The 16,447-nt window shown below is 73.1% G+C and carries 14 protein-coding genes and 1 riboswitch; of the genes, 10 read left to right on the top strand and 4 right to left on the bottom strand.

Annotated elements, in window-relative coordinates:
* Positions 1–37 precede the first annotated feature (37 nt).
* Positions 38–154: riboswitch (SAM riboswitch) on the top strand.
* Between the two features lie 147 nt (positions 155–301).
* Positions 302–1,648, top strand: a complete 1,347-nt coding sequence (locus tag IF655_RS08310) for an aminotransferase class V-fold PLP-dependent enzyme (RefSeq protein ID WP_199583393.1) — start codon at positions 302–304, stop codon at positions 1,646–1,648.
* 13 nt (positions 1,649–1,661) lie between these two features.
* On the opposite strand, the gene IF655_RS08305 is transcribed toward IF655_RS08310, so the two are convergent.
* Together IF655_RS08305 and IF655_RS08300 are read right to left on the bottom strand one after the other, a co-directional pair.
* On the bottom strand, positions 1,662–1,943 hold the full coding sequence (locus IF655_RS08305; RefSeq protein ID WP_199583392.1) for an Lrp/AsnC family transcriptional regulator: 282 nt from the start codon (positions 1,941–1,943) through the stop codon (positions 1,662–1,664).
* Positions 1,940–2,683 carry a rhomboid family intramembrane serine protease gene (locus tag IF655_RS08300; RefSeq protein ID WP_199583391.1) on the bottom strand — a complete coding sequence of 248 codons (744 nt, stop codon included), beginning with the start codon at positions 2,681–2,683 and terminating at the stop codon, positions 1,940–1,942. The genes IF655_RS08305 and IF655_RS08300 overlap by 4 nt, the downstream gene beginning before the upstream one ends.
* A gap of 153 nt (positions 2,684–2,836) precedes the next feature.
* Between IF655_RS08300 and IF655_RS08295 the strand changes: the two genes are divergently transcribed.
* The 5 genes from IF655_RS08295 to IF655_RS08275 all read left to right on the top strand — a co-directional run bounded on the left by IF655_RS08295 (position 2,837) and on the right by IF655_RS08275 (position 8,169).
* A complete protein-coding gene (locus IF655_RS08295; RefSeq protein ID WP_014672226.1) occupies positions 2,837–3,076 on the top strand; it encodes a hypothetical protein in 240 nt (79 codons plus the stop codon).
* Between the two features lie 44 nt (positions 3,077–3,120).
* The gene (locus tag IF655_RS08290; protein WP_199583390.1) at positions 3,121–4,464 is read left to right on the top strand and encodes an NYN domain-containing protein; all 1,344 of its coding nucleotides are present in this window, start codon (positions 3,121–3,123) and stop codon (positions 4,462–4,464) included.
* 222 nt (positions 4,465–4,686) lie between these two features.
* A complete protein-coding gene (locus IF655_RS08285) occupies positions 4,687–5,727 on the top strand; it encodes a C40 family peptidase (protein WP_199583389.1) in 1,041 nt (346 codons plus the stop codon).
* Positions 5,728–5,942: 215 nt separating this feature from the next.
* Positions 5,943–6,953, top strand: a complete 1,011-nt coding sequence (locus IF655_RS08280) for an NlpC/P60 family protein (RefSeq protein ID WP_199583388.1) — start codon at positions 5,943–5,945, stop codon at positions 6,951–6,953.
* A gap of 34 nt (positions 6,954–6,987) precedes the next feature.
* Positions 6,988–8,169, top strand: coding sequence for a hypothetical protein (locus IF655_RS08275; protein ID WP_242488624.1), 1,182 nt, complete (start codon positions 6,988–6,990; stop codon positions 8,167–8,169).
* Between the two features lie 18 nt (positions 8,170–8,187).
* On the opposite strand, the gene IF655_RS08270 is transcribed toward IF655_RS08275, so the two are convergent.
* Complete coding sequence (locus tag IF655_RS08270; protein WP_199583779.1) at positions 8,188–9,423, bottom strand: glycosyltransferase family 87 protein; 1,236 nt, start codon at positions 9,421–9,423, stop codon at positions 8,188–8,190.
* A 161-nt stretch (positions 9,424–9,584) separates the two neighbouring features.
* On the opposite strand from IF655_RS08270, the gene IF655_RS08265 reads away from it, so the two are divergent.
* The gene (locus IF655_RS08265; protein WP_199583387.1) at positions 9,585–10,727 is read left to right on the top strand and encodes a glycosyltransferase family 4 protein; all 1,143 of its coding nucleotides are present in this window, start codon (positions 9,585–9,587) and stop codon (positions 10,725–10,727) included.
* 19 nt (positions 10,728–10,746) lie between these two features.
* Here IF655_RS08265 and IF655_RS08260 read toward each other — a convergent pair whose 3' ends face one another.
* Positions 10,747–12,543: a long-chain fatty acid--CoA ligase gene (locus IF655_RS08260; RefSeq protein WP_199583386.1), complete on the bottom strand. Its 1,797-nt coding sequence runs from the start codon at positions 12,541–12,543 to the stop codon at positions 10,747–10,749.
* A gap of 296 nt (positions 12,544–12,839) precedes the next feature.
* Here IF655_RS08260 and IF655_RS08255 point away from each other — a divergent pair, with 296 nt between their 5' ends.
* From IF655_RS08255 to IF655_RS08245, 3 genes are all read left to right on the top strand, one after another.
* Positions 12,840–13,649, top strand: coding sequence for a metallophosphoesterase (locus IF655_RS08255; RefSeq protein ID WP_199583385.1), 810 nt, complete (start codon positions 12,840–12,842; stop codon positions 13,647–13,649).
* A 143-nt stretch (positions 13,650–13,792) separates the two neighbouring features.
* The gene (locus IF655_RS08250; protein WP_018545556.1) at positions 13,793–14,230 is read left to right on the top strand and encodes an SRPBCC family protein; all 438 of its coding nucleotides are present in this window, start codon (positions 13,793–13,795) and stop codon (positions 14,228–14,230) included.
* A 1,011-nt stretch (positions 14,231–15,241) separates the two neighbouring features.
* Positions 15,242–16,414: an ArsA family ATPase gene (locus IF655_RS08245; protein ID WP_199583384.1), complete on the top strand. Its 1,173-nt coding sequence runs from the start codon at positions 15,242–15,244 to the stop codon at positions 16,412–16,414.
* Positions 16,415–16,447 lie beyond the last annotated feature (33 nt).

Raw genomic sequence — 16,447 nt, 5'->3', positions numbered from 1 at the left:
TGCGCGAAGCAGGTCCGCCCCGCTAGCTTCCTGATCAGGTCATGAGTGACAGCCAACAGGCCCCGGCCGGCTGTCCGGCAACCCTCCGTCCGTGGCGGGGTGCCCCGGGTGAGGACCAGGCCGTAGGCAGCGAGGTCTACGGCAAGCGCGGTCGAGGGAGCCTTCCTTGAGCAAGCGAATGATCTAGGGCCGCAGAGCCCCGCCTCCGCACGCCCTTTCTTCTCTTCCCGAGTTCGTCGCGTGCCGGGACCTGTCGTACCCGCGTGCCGACTCCGGGCTTTCTCACGGGAGTTGACCCCTCATGTCCGTGCTCACCGCTGCCCCCGCCGTGTCCGCTCCGCTGCCCGTGCTCGGGTGCGGGGTCACCGTGCCGCTCGTCACCGGCGGCGAGGTGGAGTACGCCGCGCTCGACTACGCGGCCAGTGCCCCCGCTCTCCGGCGCGTCTGGGACGACGTGGCCGCCTACGCGCCGTACTACGGCAGTGTCCACCGGGGCGCCGGGCATCTGTCCCGGCTCTCCACCGAGCTGTTCGAGAACGCGCGCCGCACAGTGGCCCGGTTCCTGGACTGCCGTGGCGACGACCAGGTGGTGTTCACCCGCTCGACCACCGACTCGCTGAACCTGCTGGCGCGGGCGCTGCCCGCCGGGTGCGAGGTGTTCGTCTTCGAGACCGAGCACCACGCGGCGCTGCTGCCCTGGCCGCAGGACCGGGTCACCGTCCTCGCCGCGCCCCGCGGTCCCGAGGCGGCGGTGACCGCGCTGGAACGGGCGCTCGCCGCGCGGGACACCACCGCCCCGGCACTGGTCTGCGTCACCGGTGCCTCGAACGTCACCGGGGAGCTGTGGCCGGTGCGCGAACTGGCGGCGACCGCCCACGCCCACGGCGCGCGGATCGTCCTGGACGCGGCCCAGTTGGCTCCGCACCACCCGGTGAGCGTGCGCGAGCTGGACGTGGACTGGGTCGCCTTCTCCGGGCACAAGCTGTACGCGCCGTTCGGCTCGGGGGTGCTGGCCGGGCGCTCCGACTGGCTGACGGCGGCGGAGCCGTACCTCGCGGGCGGCGGGGCGAGCCGCCGGGTCGTACGGCGCGGGGACGGTCGCGTCGAGGTGGAGTGGCACGAGGGCGCCGCCCGGCACGAGGCGGGCTCCCCGAACGTCATCGGCGCCTACGCGATCGCCTCCGCGTGCACGGCGCTGACCGAGGCGGGCCTGGACCGCCTGGCCGAGCGGGAGGCGCTGCTGGTCCGCCGGGTGCGCGAGGGTCTTGCCGAGGTGCCCGGCGTGCGCGTGCTGTCCCTCTTCGGGGACGACGCCCCGCGCGTCGGCGTGCTCTCCTTCGTGGTGGCCGGCTGGAACAGCTCCCACCTCGCCGCCGCCCTCTCCGCCGAGTACGGCATCGGCGTCCGCGACGGCCTCTTCTGCGCCCACCCCCTGGTCCGCACCCTCCTGGACGGCACTCCCGACACCGACACCGACTGCGGCACCCCGGACGCCCCCCTGAACGCGGTACGCGTCAGCTTCGGCGCGGGCACCCCGGCGGAACACGTCGACCGGTTCGTGACAGCCGTACGGGAACTGGTCGCCCACGGTGCGAAGTGGCGGTACCGCACGGAGAACGGGCACTGCGTCCCGGAGGAGCGGTCCTAGCCGAGGGGCTGCCTCAGTTGTCGAGACCGATCGCGAACGCCGCTTCCAGGTCGTGCTGGGAGTAGGTGCGGAAGGCGACGTGGGTGTCGGTGCCCTCGACGCCGGGGATCTTGCTGATGCGGCCGGGGATGACCTCGGCGAGGTCTTCGTGGCGGGCAACGCGGACCATGGCGATGAGGTCGTAGGTACCGGTGACGGAGAAGACCTCGCTGACGCTGTCCAGGGCGGCGATCTGCTCGGCGATCTCCGGAATCCGGTCCACGCTGGTCTTGATCAGGACGATCGCGGTGATCACGGCTGGTTTTCTCCCTCGGACGCCGGGGCCGGAACGACCTTCACTCTAGCTCTCCGCCCGTACCGCACCCACGCGTAGCCGAAGCCCAGGCAGAAGCCGACCACGTGGGCGAGGTAGGCGACCCCGGGTCCTTCGGGGGCGCGGGAGGCGGCGAACCACTGGAGTCCGGCCCAGAAGGGGAGCACCACCCAGGCGGGGAAGCGCAGCGGGAGGAAGAAGAGAAAGGGGAGCAGACTGGTGACACGGGCACGCGGGAAGAGGTGCAGGAAGGCGCCGAGCACCGCCGAGATCGCCCCGGAGGCTCCCACCAGGGACTGCTCGGAGGTCGCGTTGGCGAGCGCGTAGCCCAGCAGGGCGAGATAGCCGCAGCCGAGGTAGAACAGCGTGAACTCGACCCGGCCCATCCGCTCCTCGGTCATCACCCCGAAGACGAGGAGGAAGAGCATGTTGCCGAGCAGATGCACCCAGCTCCCGTGCACGAACAGCGCCGTCGCCGGGGTCAGCGCCTCCCGCACCGGCGCGGCGAACAGCTCGGCCGGGATCACGCCCCAGTGCCGGAAGTACGCCCGCTGTGCCACCAGCGGCGCGTCCCCGGTGCCGTACGCCCGGGTCAGACCCGACGCCGGACCCAGCACGAAGAGCAGACAGCACAGGGCGATGAGGCCGTACGTCATCGGCGCCGGGGCGCTCCGGACCGCTCGGAAGGACCGCCCCGCACCCGCACTCCACTCTCTGATCATGAATACAGAGCATGACGTAACCGGACGCACTGGTACACACCGCCTCGCCGCCATGGACGGACGGGCGACGGATGCCCCGCAGGCCGTAGGGTTACGAGCCACACGCGTCGGTGAACGGCGCGCACCGATCCGAGAAGGAAGCGAACAGCCACGATGACGGTTCCCCTGCCGACCGCCACGACGCGATGGCGCTGCACTCTCTGCGGCAACCTCACCCGCTTCGACGTGACCCGCTCCTCCAAGGTCGTCGAGTACGTCCACCTCGACCTGGCCGGGGAACCCACCGTCGAGGAGCGCGAGGTGGTCAGTGAGACCATCGAGTCGGTCCGCTGCCGCTGGTGCAACGCGGTGGATCAGGTGGAACTCGTGGACAGGCCGGGCGCCGGCTCCTGAGCGGAGCGGGCCGCGAAGACAGCAGAGGCATTGGGGTGTGACGGATGGTGGAGACCGGGGGCGGGGGGCCGGACGACGGCACCGCCGAGGTGCTTGACCGTCCGCTGCCCGACGGCGTGCGCCGACGGGTCGTCCAGATCGTCTCGGACGCCTTCGGCTCGCTGACCATGGCCGAACTGCCCGCCCAACTGCGGCAGTACGCCCGCTTCGCCCCCAACCGCCGCGCCAAGTTCGCCGGGAACGCGATGGCCGCCGCCCTGGAGACGGACCGGATGTTCCGGCAGCGGATCGGGGAGCGGTACAGAGAGACGCAGCCGGAGCTGTCCGGCGCCCTGGACTCCGGCTCGCCGCCCCCGGCCGCGGACCCGCTCGACGTGGCGGCCGCGGCCTATGTACTGCGCCCCACGGGCTGGGTCAAGCTGGTCACGGCGGCGGGCGAGGAGGCGCAGCGCGCGGACGCGGAGCGGGCCGACGAGGAGAGCCGGGCCGAACTGGAGCGGCTGCGCGAGGAGTTGGCGCACGCCCGGGAACACACCCGCGCCGAGACCGAACGGCTGCGCACCGAGCTGGACTCGGTCCGCAAGGAGAGCGAGTCGCTGCACCGCAAGCTGCGTTCGGCGCTCAGTGATGTCAAGCGCGGGGAGGCGGCGCTGCGCAAGGCGCGCGCCGAGACGGACGCCGCGCGCGCCGAGGCGCAGACCCAGGTGTCCGCCGCCGAGAGCGAGTCCCGGCGTCTGAAGGCCCGCCTCGGTGAGGCGGAGGCGGCTCTGGAGGCGACCCGCCGGGCCGCCCGCGAGGGTCGCAGCGTCGAGGACATGCGGGTGCGGCTGCTGCTCGACACCCTGCTGGAGTCGGCCCAGGGGCTGCGCCGGGAGCTGGCGCTGCCGCCGGTGTCCGTGCGCCCGGCCGAGACCGTGGACGCGGTGGAGCCGGGGCGGATGACCCCGAAGGACATCGCCGCCCGCGCCCTCTCCGAGCACGACCCCGCGATCCTCGACCAGTTGCTCGCGCTGCCGCAGGCGCATCTGGTGGTCGACGGCTACAACGTCACCAAGACCGGCTATCCCCAGATGCCCCTGGAGAAGCAGCGGCTCAGACTCCTCGGCCAGCTCTCCGCGCTCGCCGCGCAGACCGGCGCCGAGGTCACCTGTGTGTTCGACGGCGCCGAACTGGCCGCGCCGGTGCTGCTCGCGCCGCCGCGCGGGGTCCGGGTGCTGTTCTCCAAGCCGGGCGTCACCGCCGACGAGCTGATCCGTCAGCTCGTGCGGGCCGAACCGCCGGGGCGCCCGGTGATCGTCGCCTCCACCGACCGCGAGGTCGCCGACGGAGTCGCGCGTTCCGGTGCCCGCCCCGTCGCCTCTGCGGTACTTCTCAAGCGGCTGTCCTGAAGGGCGCCTTAAAGGCAATGGACCCACACATTGCCCGAATTGAGCGCATTGTTGAACGACGTTGGGTCAATCCTGCGTCACATCTTGTGAGTTGAGTGCAAAAAATGCATGGTGGGTTTGGATTTTTTGCTGTGAGGATTTGAACTGATCACAACTGGGTCACTAGGGTCAGGGCTCGAACCTCCTAGCGGGTGATCACTCACAAGAAGGAGTTCCAACTCCGTGGCGTCCCACCGTCGACCCAAGCAGCCGAACCGCACGCGCGTGACCGTGCTGACCGCAGCGGCAGCCGCCGCTGTCGCGCTGAGCGCGAACGCCGCCAACGCGGCCCCGACCGAGAAGCTCGGCAAGAGCGAGGTCAAGGCGAAGGTCGACAAGCTCTACGAGCAGGCCGAGCAGGCCACCGAGAAGTACAACGGTGCCAAGGAGAAGCAGGAGAAGCTCCAGAAGGAGATCTCCACCATCCAGGACAACGTCGCGCGCGGTCAGCAGGACCTCAACAAGCTGCGCGACGGCCTGGGTTCGATGGCCACCGCCCAGTACCGCTCGGGCGGCCTGGACCCCTCCGTGCAGCTCTTCCTGTCCTCCGACCCGGACGACTACCTCGACAAGGCGTCCACGATGGACCAGTTGAGCGCCCAGCAGGTCGAGGGTCTGAAGAAGATCCAGGACAAGCAGCGCGAACTCGCCCAGGAGCGCGCCGAGGCCACCGAGAAGCTCAAGGACCTCGCCTCCACCCGCACCGAGCTGGGCAAGAAGAAGCAGGAAGTGCAGGGCAAGCTCGCCGAGGCGCAGAAGCTGCTCAACACCCTGACCGCCAAGGAGAAGCAGGAGCTGGCCGACCAGCAGGCACGCGCCGACCGCTCCTCCACCGCGCGCGTCGAGCTGGGCGGCAACGCCAAGGGCTCCGGTCTCGCGGGCGCCGCGTTCTCCGCCGCCCAGAGCCAGATAGGCAAGCCGTACGTCTACGGCGCCACCGGTCCCTCCTCCTTCGACTGCTCGGGTCTGACCTCGTGGGCGTACGCCCAGGCGGGCATCACCATCCCGCGCACCTCCGAGCAGCAGGCGAACATCGGCACCCGCATCACCTCGGTGAACGACCTCCAGGTCGGCGACCTGGTGTTCTTCTTCAACGACATCCACCACGTCGGTCTCTACGCGGGCAACGGCCAGATCCTGCACGCCCCGCGCACCGGCACGGTCGTCCGCTACGAGTCGATGAGCACCATCGGCGGCCCGTTCATGTTCGGCGTCCGCGTCTGACGAGCCCTCCGAACGGGCGAATCACACCGCCGCCCGCTCACCGCACGCCCCGCCCCTGACCTGCGTCGGTGGCGGGGCGTCACCGTACGTGTCCACCGGGGTCTTTGGCCGCCGCCCCGCCTTGCGGTTATGGTCTGGCGCGTTTCCCCGGCGGCGCGGGTCTCCCCGTCCCCGGTGCCGGGGAAACGGTCATGTCCGCCAGCGGAAGGACTGCCGTGGGGGCCCATCGCCGCCTCGCCACCACCGGATGCGACCGGGGCACCGCCGCCCTGTGCGTGCTGTCTGCCGCGGCCGCCGCGCTCGGCGCCGTACCGGCCCACGCGACCCCGCATCCCAGCTCCCGGGCCGAACTGGACCGGCTCTACGCCGAGGCCGAGCGGGCCACCGAGGACTACGACCGGGCGGACGAGCGCGCCGACGCCCTGCGCCGCGAGGTCCACCACGCCCAGGACCGCCTCGCGCGCGGCCAGCAGAAGGTCAACGACCTGCGGGAGCAGCTCGGTTCGCTCGCCGGGGCCGAGTACCGCTCCGGCGGTCTCGACCCGTCCGTCGCGCTGTTCTTCTCCGCCCGCCCCGAGCACTACCTCGACCAGGCGTCCGTCCTCGACCGCCTCGGCACCCGGCAGGCGGGACAGCTCCGCGAGCTGCGCACCAGCCTGCGCGAGGTCGCCCAGGAGCGCGCCGAGGCAGCGGGGAAACTCGCCGACCTGGAGCGCGGACGCGCGGCCGTCGCCCGGCACAAGCGGCACGTGCGCGCCAAACTCGCCGCCGCCCGGCGCCTGTTCGACTCCCTGCCCGCCGCCGAGCGCGCCGCCTACGACCGCGCGGGCCGCTCCGGTCGCCCCGGTCTTGACGCCCTCCTCGGGCAGGGCGCCCCCGATGCCCGCGCCGCCGCCGCGCTCGCCGCCGCCCGCTCCGCCCTCGGGCGCCCGTACGTCTGGGGCGCCAGCGGTCCCTCCTCCTTCGACTGCTCGGGACTGATGCAGTGGGCGTACGCCCACGCGGGCATCCAGCTCCCGCGCACCTCCCAGGAACAGCGCTTCGCGGGCCGCCGCGTCTCCCTCGCCGAGGCGCGCCCCGGTGACCTGGTCTTCTACCGCGCCGACGCCAGCCATGTCGCGATGTACGTCGGCCACGGACAGGTCGTCCACGCCCCGCACCCCGGCGCCGCCGTGCGCTTCGACCCGGTCGGCATGATGCCCGTCTCCTGGGTCACCAGGCCCTGAGCCCCCGGTGCTCCCCACCCTCTACGATCGGACGATGGCCGGCCGGGCACGGGTGTGGAGCGTCATGGCGGCGGCGCTCTGTCTGCCGCTCGCCGGGTGCGGCGCGCCCGCCCCCGGCGACACCGCCAAGGCGCAGGTGCAGCGCCTCCTGGACCGCCGCGCCACCGCCCTGCTCGGGCACGACGAGCACGCCTACGCCGCGACCGGCACCCCCGCCGCCTACCCCCGGCTGCGCGCCCTCCCGCTCGCCTCCTGGACCTACCGGGTCACCGCCGTCCACCGCACCGGCACGACAGCCGCCGCCGACGCCGAACTGCGCTACCGCGTCGCGGGCTACGACACCGCCCCCGCCGTCGCCCGCCGCACCCTCACCCTCGGTCGCACCGCCTCCGGCGGCTGGTACGTCACCGCCGACGCCCCCGCCCGCTCCGCCGGACGCCAGCTCTGGGACGAGGGCACCGTCACCGCCGTCAAGGGCACCCACAGCCTGGTGCTCGGCACCGGCAGGTCCGCCGCCGAGCTGCGCGGGTACGCCCGGCTCGCCGACCGCGCCGTACCCGCCGTCACCAGGGCGTGGGGCACCGGTTGGGCGCGCCGGGTCGTGGTGGTCGTACCGCCCACGCTCGACGGCATGGCGGCGCTGCTCGGCTCGCCCGCCGCCGAGTACCGGGGGATCGCCGCCGTCACCACCGCCGAGACCGGCAACGCCAAGGACACCCCGGCGGACCGGGTGATCGTCAACCCGGACGCGTACGGCGCGCTCGGCGACCTCGGCAAGCAGGTCGTGCTCACCCACGAGACCACCCATGTCGCCACCCGCGCCGCCACCACGACCGCCACCCCGCTGTGGCTCTCCGAGGGCTGCGCCGACTGGACCGGCTACCTCGGCACCGGTCGCACCCCCGCCGAGATCGCCCCCGAACTCGCCCGCGCCGTGCGCCAGGGGCACGCCCCGCACGCGCTCCCCGCCGACCGGTCCTTCGGCTTCACCAGCGACCCCACCCGGCTCGCGCAGTCCTACGAGGCGGGCTGGCTGGCCTGCCGGATGATCGCCGACCGCTGGGGCGAGCCCCGGCTGCGCGCCTTCTACCGCGCCGTCGGCGCCCACGGACGGCGCGCGGGCGCGGTCGAGGAGGCGCTCAAGATCGTGCTCGGCACCACCCCGGACGCGTTCACCGCCCAGTGGCGCCGCTACACCCGCGACCAGCTCACCTGAGCCCGCCCGAGGACCTCGTCAGGAGCCGACCGGCGCCTCGTCGACCGGTGCGGACCGCTGTGTGACCTGAGCCGCGGGCGCCGGAGGCACCGTGGAGCGCCACAGCCGACGCCCCGCCGAGAAGGTGGCGGCGACCAGCAGCCCGTTGCGCACGAACATCAGCGTGACGCCGTACCAGTCGCTGGTCACCACATGGATGAAGCCGAGCGGGAACTCCAGGACCGTCACCAGGGAAGCCGCGAGCACCAGCACGGCAGGGGGTCCCATGCGGGAGGAACGGTACGTCAGACAGACGGCTGCCAGTCCGATCAGCCACACCAGGTACTGCGGGCTGATCACCCGGCTGGTGACGGTGAACAGCAGCACCGCCGTGAACGCCGCCTCCGCGAGCGTCGCCGGACTCCTGCGGGTCACCCGCAGCCGCCAGATCACCAGCCAGCCGAACGCGGCACCGGTCAGCACCAGCGCGGCGGTGCTCACCACGTTCACGTACGGACCGAGGAACTCGATCGAGCCGTAGTTCAGCAGCACCTGGCCCTCCCAGCCGAAGTGCCGGGCCACATGGAAGACCAGCGCGCCCAGCGACTCCACCTCGGTGCCCCGGTCCCGCTGGAAGGTCAGGAACGCGAACGCGCCCGGCATCGACACCGCGAACAGCGCCGCGAGCCCCGCCGCGGTCACCGCCGCCGCGCCCCAGGTACGGCGCCGGAAGGAGCCCACGAGGAGCAGCGCGGGCCACACCTTCACCATCGCGCCGAGCGCCGTCAGCACGCCCATGACCCGGGGATGCCGGGCGGCGGCGAGCAGCGCGGCGACGGCGACGGCGGTCACCATCAGGTCGTAGCGGGCGTACACCGTGGGACCGAGCAGCGGGACGCCGGCGGTCCAGGTCCACAGACCGCGCCGGGAGCGCCCGGATCGCCCGCCCGTGCGCCACAGCAGGGCGAGCACGGCGAGGTCGGCGGCGCAGGCGAGGACGTAGAAGGCGGCCGGGTAGTCCAGGAATGGCAGCAGCGCGGGGGAGAGGATCGCGAGCGCGGCGGCGGGCGGGTACTGCCAGGTCACGTCGTCCAGGGGAAACGTTCCTTGACGCAGGACCTCGTACCAGCCCCGGTAGATCACGGACACGTCCGAGGTGACGTCGGGACCCGGGAAGACGTACACCTTGAACACGCACAGCAGCAGCACGGCGCGGGTCGCCGCCCACAGGAGCGCCGGTGCCGCCGGGAAGCGCCGGGCGCCGTTGGTGTCCACGTGATCCCCTGCCGGTCGGTTGCGGGCCGTACGCATGGCGCGCCCGAGGCGCGTCGGAAGACTCATGATGTCCTTTACGGCTGTGCCCCTGCCACCGACTCCGCCGCGGACGGAACCCGGCCGGGCGAACGGGTCCGGGCGGCCCGGTAATGTCGGCGGCGATGCACAAGACCCTGATCGTGACCAACGACTTCCCGCCCCGCCCCGGCGGCATCCAGGCGTTCCTGCACAACATGGCGCTGCGCCTGGACCCCGACCGCATTGTCGTCTACGCCTCCACCTGGAAGCGCGGGCGGGAGGGTGCCGAGGCGACCGCCGCCTTCGACGCCGAGCAGCCCTTCACCGTCGTACGCGACCGTACGACCATGCTGCTGCCCACCCCGGGGGCGACCCGGCGGGCGGTGGGGCTGCTGCGCGAGCACGGTTGCACCTCGGTGTGGTTCGGGGCGGCGGCGCCGCTCGGGCTGATGGCACCCGCGCTGCGCCAGGCGGGCGCCGAGCGGCTGGTCGCGACCACCCACGGTCACGAGGCGGGGTGGGCCCAGTTGCCCGCCGCCCGGCAGTTGCTGCGCCGGATCGGGGACGCCACGGACACGGTCACCTACCTCGGCGAGTACACCCGCTCGCGGATCGCGGAGGCGCTCAGCCCCGAGGCGGCGGCGCGGATGGTCCAGTTGCCGCCGGGGGTCGACGAGAAGGTCTTCCACCCCGGTTCCGGCGGCGCCGAGGTGCGGGCGCGGCTCGGTCTCACCGACCGGCCGGTCGTGGTGTGCGTCTCCCGGCTGGTGCCGCGGAAGGGGCAGGACACCCTGATCCGCGCGATGCCCCGCATCCTCGCCGCCGAGCCGGACGCGGTGCTGCTGATCGTCGGGGGTGGCCCCTACGAGCGCGAACTGCGCCGACTGACCCGGGAGCTGGGCGTCTCGAACGCCGTGCGCTTCACCGGCGCCGTGCCCTGGTCCGAGCTGCCCGCGCACTACGGCGCCGGAGACGTGTTCGCCATGCCGTGCCGCACCCGGCGCGGGGGACTTGACGTCGAGGGGCTCGGCATCGTCTACCTGGAGGCGTCCGCCACCGGTCTGCCGGTCGTCGCCGGGGACTCGGGCGGCGCGCCCGACGCCGTACTCGACGGCGAGACCGGGTGGGTCGTGCGGGGCGGGGAACCGGCGGAGACCGCCGAGCGGATCACCGCCCTTCTCGCCGACGAGGCGCTGCGCCGCCGGATGGGCGAGCGCGGACGCGCCTGGGTCGAGGAGAAGTGGCGGTGGGACCTGCTGGCGCAGAAGCTGCGGGAGCTGCTGTAGACCGTGCCTTCGAGGCGGTCTACTTGGCGTAGATCGCCTCGATCTCGTCCGCGAAGTCCTTGGCCGCCACGTTCCGCTTCAGCTTCAGCGACGGGGTGAGGTGGCCGGACTCCTCGGTGAACTGGGTCGGCAGGATGCGGAACTTGCGGACCGACTCCGCCTTGGACACCGCCGCGTTGCCGTCGTCCACCGCCGTCTGGACCGCCGCGATCAGGTCGGCGTCGTCGCGCAGGGAGGCGGCGGTGGAACCCGCGGGCTTGCCGTGCTCGGCGGCCCAGCGGCCGAGGAACTCCTCGTCGATGGTGATCAGCGCGCCCACGAACGGGCGTCCGTCGCCCACCACCATGCACTCCGCGACCAGCGCGTGCGCCCGGATGCGGTCCTCTATCACCGCCGGGGCGACGTTCTTGCCGCCCGCCGTGACGATGATCTCCTTCTTGCGGCCGGTGATCCTCAGGTAGCCGTCCTCGTCGAGGGTGCCGATGTCACCGGTGTGGAACCAGCCGTCGGCCAGCGCCTCCTCGGTCGCCGCCGGGTTGTTCCAGTACTCCTTGAACAGGTGCTCGCCGTGCAGCAGCACCTCGCCGTCGTCCGCTATCCGCACGACCGAGCCGGGCAGCGGCTGCCCGACCGTGCCGATCTTCTGCCGGTCCCACGGGTTGAACGCCGTCGCCGCGCAGGACTCGGTCAGACCGTAGCCCTCCAGGACCGTGAAGCCGATGCCGCGGAAGAAGTGGCCGAGCCGCTCGCCCAGCGGGGCGCCGCCCGAGATCGCGTACTCGCCCCGGCCGCCGAGCACCGCGCGCAGCTTGCCGTAGACCAGCTTGTCGAAGACCTTGTGCTTGAGCTTCAGCTTCAGCGAGGGACCCGCCGGGGTGTCCAGCGCCTTGCTGTAGGCGATCGCGGTGTCCGCCGCCTTGTCGAAGATCGCGCCCTTGCCGTCCGCCTGCGCCTTGGCGCGCGCGGAGTTGTAGACCTTCTCGAAGACGCGCGGGACGCCCAGGATCAGCGTCGGGCGGAACGCGGACAGCTCGTCGGTGAGGTTCTTGATGTCCGGGACGCAGCCCAGCTTGATCGGCGCCATCATCGGCGCGACCTGCACCAGACGCCCGAAGACGTGCGCGAGCGGGAGGAACAGCAGCACCGAGCACTCGCCGGTGCGGAACAGCGGGCGCAGCCGCTCCACGATGTTGCCGCACTCGGCGAAGAAGCTGCGGTGGGTGAGCACACAGCCCTTCGGGCGCCCGGTGGTGCCGCTGGTGTAGACGATGGTGGCCGGGTCGTCCGCCTTGGCGAGCGAGCTGCGCTCCTGCACGGTCTCGTCCGAGACGTCCGCGCCGAGCCGCCCCAGCTCCGCGACGCCGTCCGCCTCGATCTGCCACACGTGCTTGAGCGCGGGCAGCCCCTCGCGCACCGACTCGACGGCGGCGGCGTGCGAGTCCAGCTCGACGACGACGGCGGTCGCGCCCGAGTCGGAGAGGATCCAGCGCACCTGCTCCGGGGAGCTGGTCTCGTAGACCGGCACGGTGACCGCGCCCGCGCTCCAGATCGCGAAGTCCAGCAGCGTCCACTCGTAGCGGGTGCGGGACATCAGACCCACGCGGTCGCCCGGCTGCACCCCGGCGGCGATCAGACCCTTGGCGGCGGTGTGGACCTCGGCGAGGAACTGACGGGCGCTCACGTCCTGCCAGACACCGGCGGACTTGCGGGCGATCACGGCGACGTCCGGGTGCTGCGCGGCGTTTCTCCGGACGATGTCCGTCAGGTTGCCGTCCGAAGGGACCTCGTACATGGCCGGAAGGCTGAACTCGCGCAAGACTGCTGCTCCTCATAGGGCGCCGGCGCCACGACACTGTGTGATGCGACGGTGCGGTCCACGGCTCGGGCGGTGCTCGGGTCCCTCCTGGCGGGAATCCGGAGCACGACTTGGACTGCCCGGACGTTACCCGCCGGTATGGCGTCTACGACAGGGGGGCCGGGCGAGATGTTCGCTGCGTCACACAGGATGGCGTTGCTCCGCGCAGACTAGTCGACACGGCCGCCGACGGGCGAGTAACCGCAGGCGGCGGCGGCACTGTTCACGCACACCGCACACGCCTACCCTTGATCGCCATGGCTTCTCCACCTGCCCGCAGGGCTGCCCGCACGGGACGGACGCGCGTCCACGTCGTCAGCGACGTCCACGGCAACGCCCGGGACCTGGCCCGCGCCGGAGAGGGCGCGGACGCGCTGATCTGCCTCGGCGACCTCGTCCTCTTCCTCGACTACGCCGACCACTCGCGCGGCATCTTCCCCGACCTCTTCGGCGAGACCAACGCCGACCGCATCGTCGAGCTGCGCACCGCCCGCCGCTTCGAGGAGGCGCGCGCCTTCGGGGCGGAGCTGTGGGCGGGGCTCGGCACGGACCGGCGTACGGCGGTCGAGTCCGCGGTGCGCCGCCAGTACGCCGAGCTGTTCGCCGCCTTCCCCACGCCTACGTACGCCACCTACGGCAACGTCGACATGCCGCCGCTGTGGCCGGAGTACGCCCGCGCGGGCACGACCGTCCTCGACGGCGAGGTGGTCGAGATCGCCGGGCGCACCTTCGGCTTCGTCGGCGGCGGACTGCGTACGCCCATGCGGACGCCGTACGAGATCGACGACGAGGAGTACGCGGCGAAGATCGAGGCGGTGGCCGGGGCGGACGTCCTGTGCACCCACATCCCGCCCGAGGTCCCCGACCTGGTCTACGACACGGTGGCGCGCCGCTTCGAACGCGGCAGCCGGGCCCTGCTGGACGCCATCCGCCGCACCCGCCCCCGCTACTCCCTCTTCGGGCACGTCCACCAGCCGCTGTCCCGCCGGATGCGGATCGGCTCCACGGAGTGCGTGAACGTGGGGCACTTCGCGGGGAGCGGGCGGCCGTGGGCGCTGGAGTGGTGAGGGGCGCGGGGCGGGGGATCTCGCGTTCGGGCGGGTGGGATGAAGGCGGCGGGGTGGCGGCGCGGTAGCCTTCGGGCTGCACATACGTGCGCAGCCCGCGCGCGAGAACCTCATCTCGGTCCGTATCTGGAGGAGCCACGGCGATGGCGGAACACACCAGTTCGAGCATCACGATCGAGGCGGCTCCCGCCGACGTCATGGCGGTGATCGCCGACTTCGCGCGCTACCCCGACTGGACCGGCGAGGTCAAGGAGGCGGAGGTGCTCGCGGCCGACCCGCGCGGGCGCGCCGAGCAGGTCCGCCTCGTCATGGACGCCGGCGCCATCAAGGACGACCAGACCCTCGCCTACACCTGGACCGGCGAGCACGAGGTCTCCTGGACCCTGGTCAAGTCCCAGATGCTCCGCTCCCTGGACGGCACCTACGTCCTGGCCCCCGCCGGAGCGGCCACCGAGGTCACCTACCGCCTCACGGTCGACGTCAAGATCCCCATGCTCGGCATGATCAAGCGCAAGGCGGAAAAGGTCATCATCGACCGCGCCCTCGCGGGCCTGAAGAAGCGGGTCGAGACGGGGTCCTGACCCCGCCCGCGATCCTTTCCCCGCCCGGCTGGACCCGGCGCCCGGACCGAGCCCGACGGCTGCGACCACGCCCGCACGGAGTTTGGTGGGCTCGCCCGGTGCCCGGTGCCCGGTGCCCGGTGCCCGGTGCCCGGTGCCCGGTGCGCTCACGCGCGGTGGTCGTCTCCCTTCGGGCAGACCACGTCCGCCCGGCAGCCCCGCCCGCGCCGAGTGGGCTGCGCCCTCGCACCCGCGCCTGTCGGGCCACCCCTCGGACCTGACGGCCGCGCGGTCCGCTTGGCGGCTGAGCCCGCCCGGTGGGCTGCACCCACGCCCGCTCCGAGCCCGGTGGGCTGCGCCCACACCTGCATCGAGCCGGGTGGGATCCGCCGGTGCCCGTCGGGCCGCGCTCGCGCGTGGTGGTCGTCGCCCTTCGGGTGGGCTGCGCCCATCCCGAGCCGCCCTGCGCCCCGCCCAGTGGTCCACCGCTGTCCGGTGGCCCGCGCCCACGTCTGTGGGTCGGCGCTCAGACCTGATGGCCACGCAGTCGCCTGGCGGACCGGCCCCCGCCCCGGTGGCTCGTGTTCATGCCGGTGGCTCGGCGCCCGCCTCGTGGCTCGCGCCCACGTCTGTGGGTCGGCGCTCAGACCTGATGGCCACGCAGTCCCCTGGCGGACCGGCCCCCGCCTCGGTGCTCCGCGTCCATGCCGGTGGCCCGGCGCCCGCCTGGTGGCTCGCGTCCATGCCGGTGGCCCGGCGCCTGCCTGATGGCTCGCGCCCATCTGGTGAGCTGCGCCCGCCTGGTGAGCCGCGCCTGTGCCCCACGGCGCGTGCCCGGTGCCTGCTCGCAGGGTGCTCCCCGATGGGACGGCGGCGTCGGGCGTCCGGCGGTCGAGCTTGGTGAGTCCCGGTGTCGGGTCCAGTGTCCACGGCGTGTGGGCGGGCCCCCGGGACCGGTTGCCCGCTGGCACGGCGTCCGGTGTCAACTGCCGCGCCGCACCCCGCCGGAGGCGTCCGTTAGCGTTCACCTCTATGCGCACCATCCTGATCACCGGCCCGGGCGGCAGCGGGCGTACCAGTGTTGCCGCTGCCACCGCGATCGATGCCGCCCGCGAGGGCACCCGCACGCTTGTGCTCAGCGCCGATCGGGCGGACACCCTCGGGATCGCGCTGGGGGGTGTGACGGGGGCCGCGCCGAGTGAGGTGGCGGAGAACCTCACCGCGTGGCGGCCGGACGCGGCAGGACGGTTCCGGGAGGACCTGACCGCGTTCCAGAGCCGGGCGGCGAACGTGCTCGACCTGCTCGGAGCCGCGCGCCTTGACGCCGAGGAGGTGACCCCGCTGCCCGGCGCGGAGGAGTTGTCGCTGCTGCGGGCGCTGCGCGACGCCGCGCTGTCCGAGCGGTACGACCTGCTCGTCGTCGATCTCCCCCCGCTGCCCCAGGCGCTCGCCCTGCTCGCGCTGCCCGAGGAGCTGCGCCGGTATCTGCGCAGGCTGCTGCCCGCCGAGCGGCAGGCGGCCCGCGCCCTGCGCCCGGTGCTGGGACGGCTCGCCGGGGTGCCGATGCCCTCCGACTGGCTGTACGAGACCGCGGGGCGCTGGGACCTGGAGCTGGCCGCCGTGGAAGCCGTCCTCGCGGACCCCGGCACCTCCGTACGACTGGTCGCCGAGCCCGGACCCGCCGGTGCCGAAGCCGTACGGGACGCCACCCTCGGGCTCGCCCTGCGCGGACTGCGCCCCGAGACGCTGATCGCCAACCGCGTCCTGCCCGACGCCCCCGCCGACTCCTGGCTCGCCGGACCCCTCGCCCAGCAGCGCAAGGCGCTGGAGGAGTGGGAGGGGGAGTACGCCGTACGCCCCGTCCGCCACCTCGGCCGCGACCCCCAGGGCGCCGACGACCTCGCCGCGCTCGCCGTACCCGCCGTCACCCCCGCGCCCGCCCCGGTCGAGTGGTCCGTGACGGACCGCCTCGCCGAGGACGGCGTCCTGGTGTGGCGCCTCCCGCTGCCCGGCGCCGTGCGCGAGAGCCTGGACCTCATCCGGCGCGGGGACGAACTCGTCGTCAGCGCCGGGCAGTTCCACCGGATCGTCCCGCTGCCGTCCGCCCTGCGCCGCTGCACCGTCGCCGGTGCCGCGCTGCGCGAGGGCGTCCTGGACGTACGGTTCGCCCCCGACCCCGCCCTGTGGCCGACGACCGGACGATGAGAGCGGACGATGAGACGGGACGATGAACGGGGT

The organism is Streptomyces sp. DSM 110735 (genome assembly GCF_016482685.1).
Lineage (GTDB): Bacteria > Actinomycetota > Actinomycetes > Streptomycetales > Streptomycetaceae > Streptomyces.
Note: the sequence above shows the minus strand (reverse complement) of the source record. Positions and strands in the feature narration are given on the sequence as shown.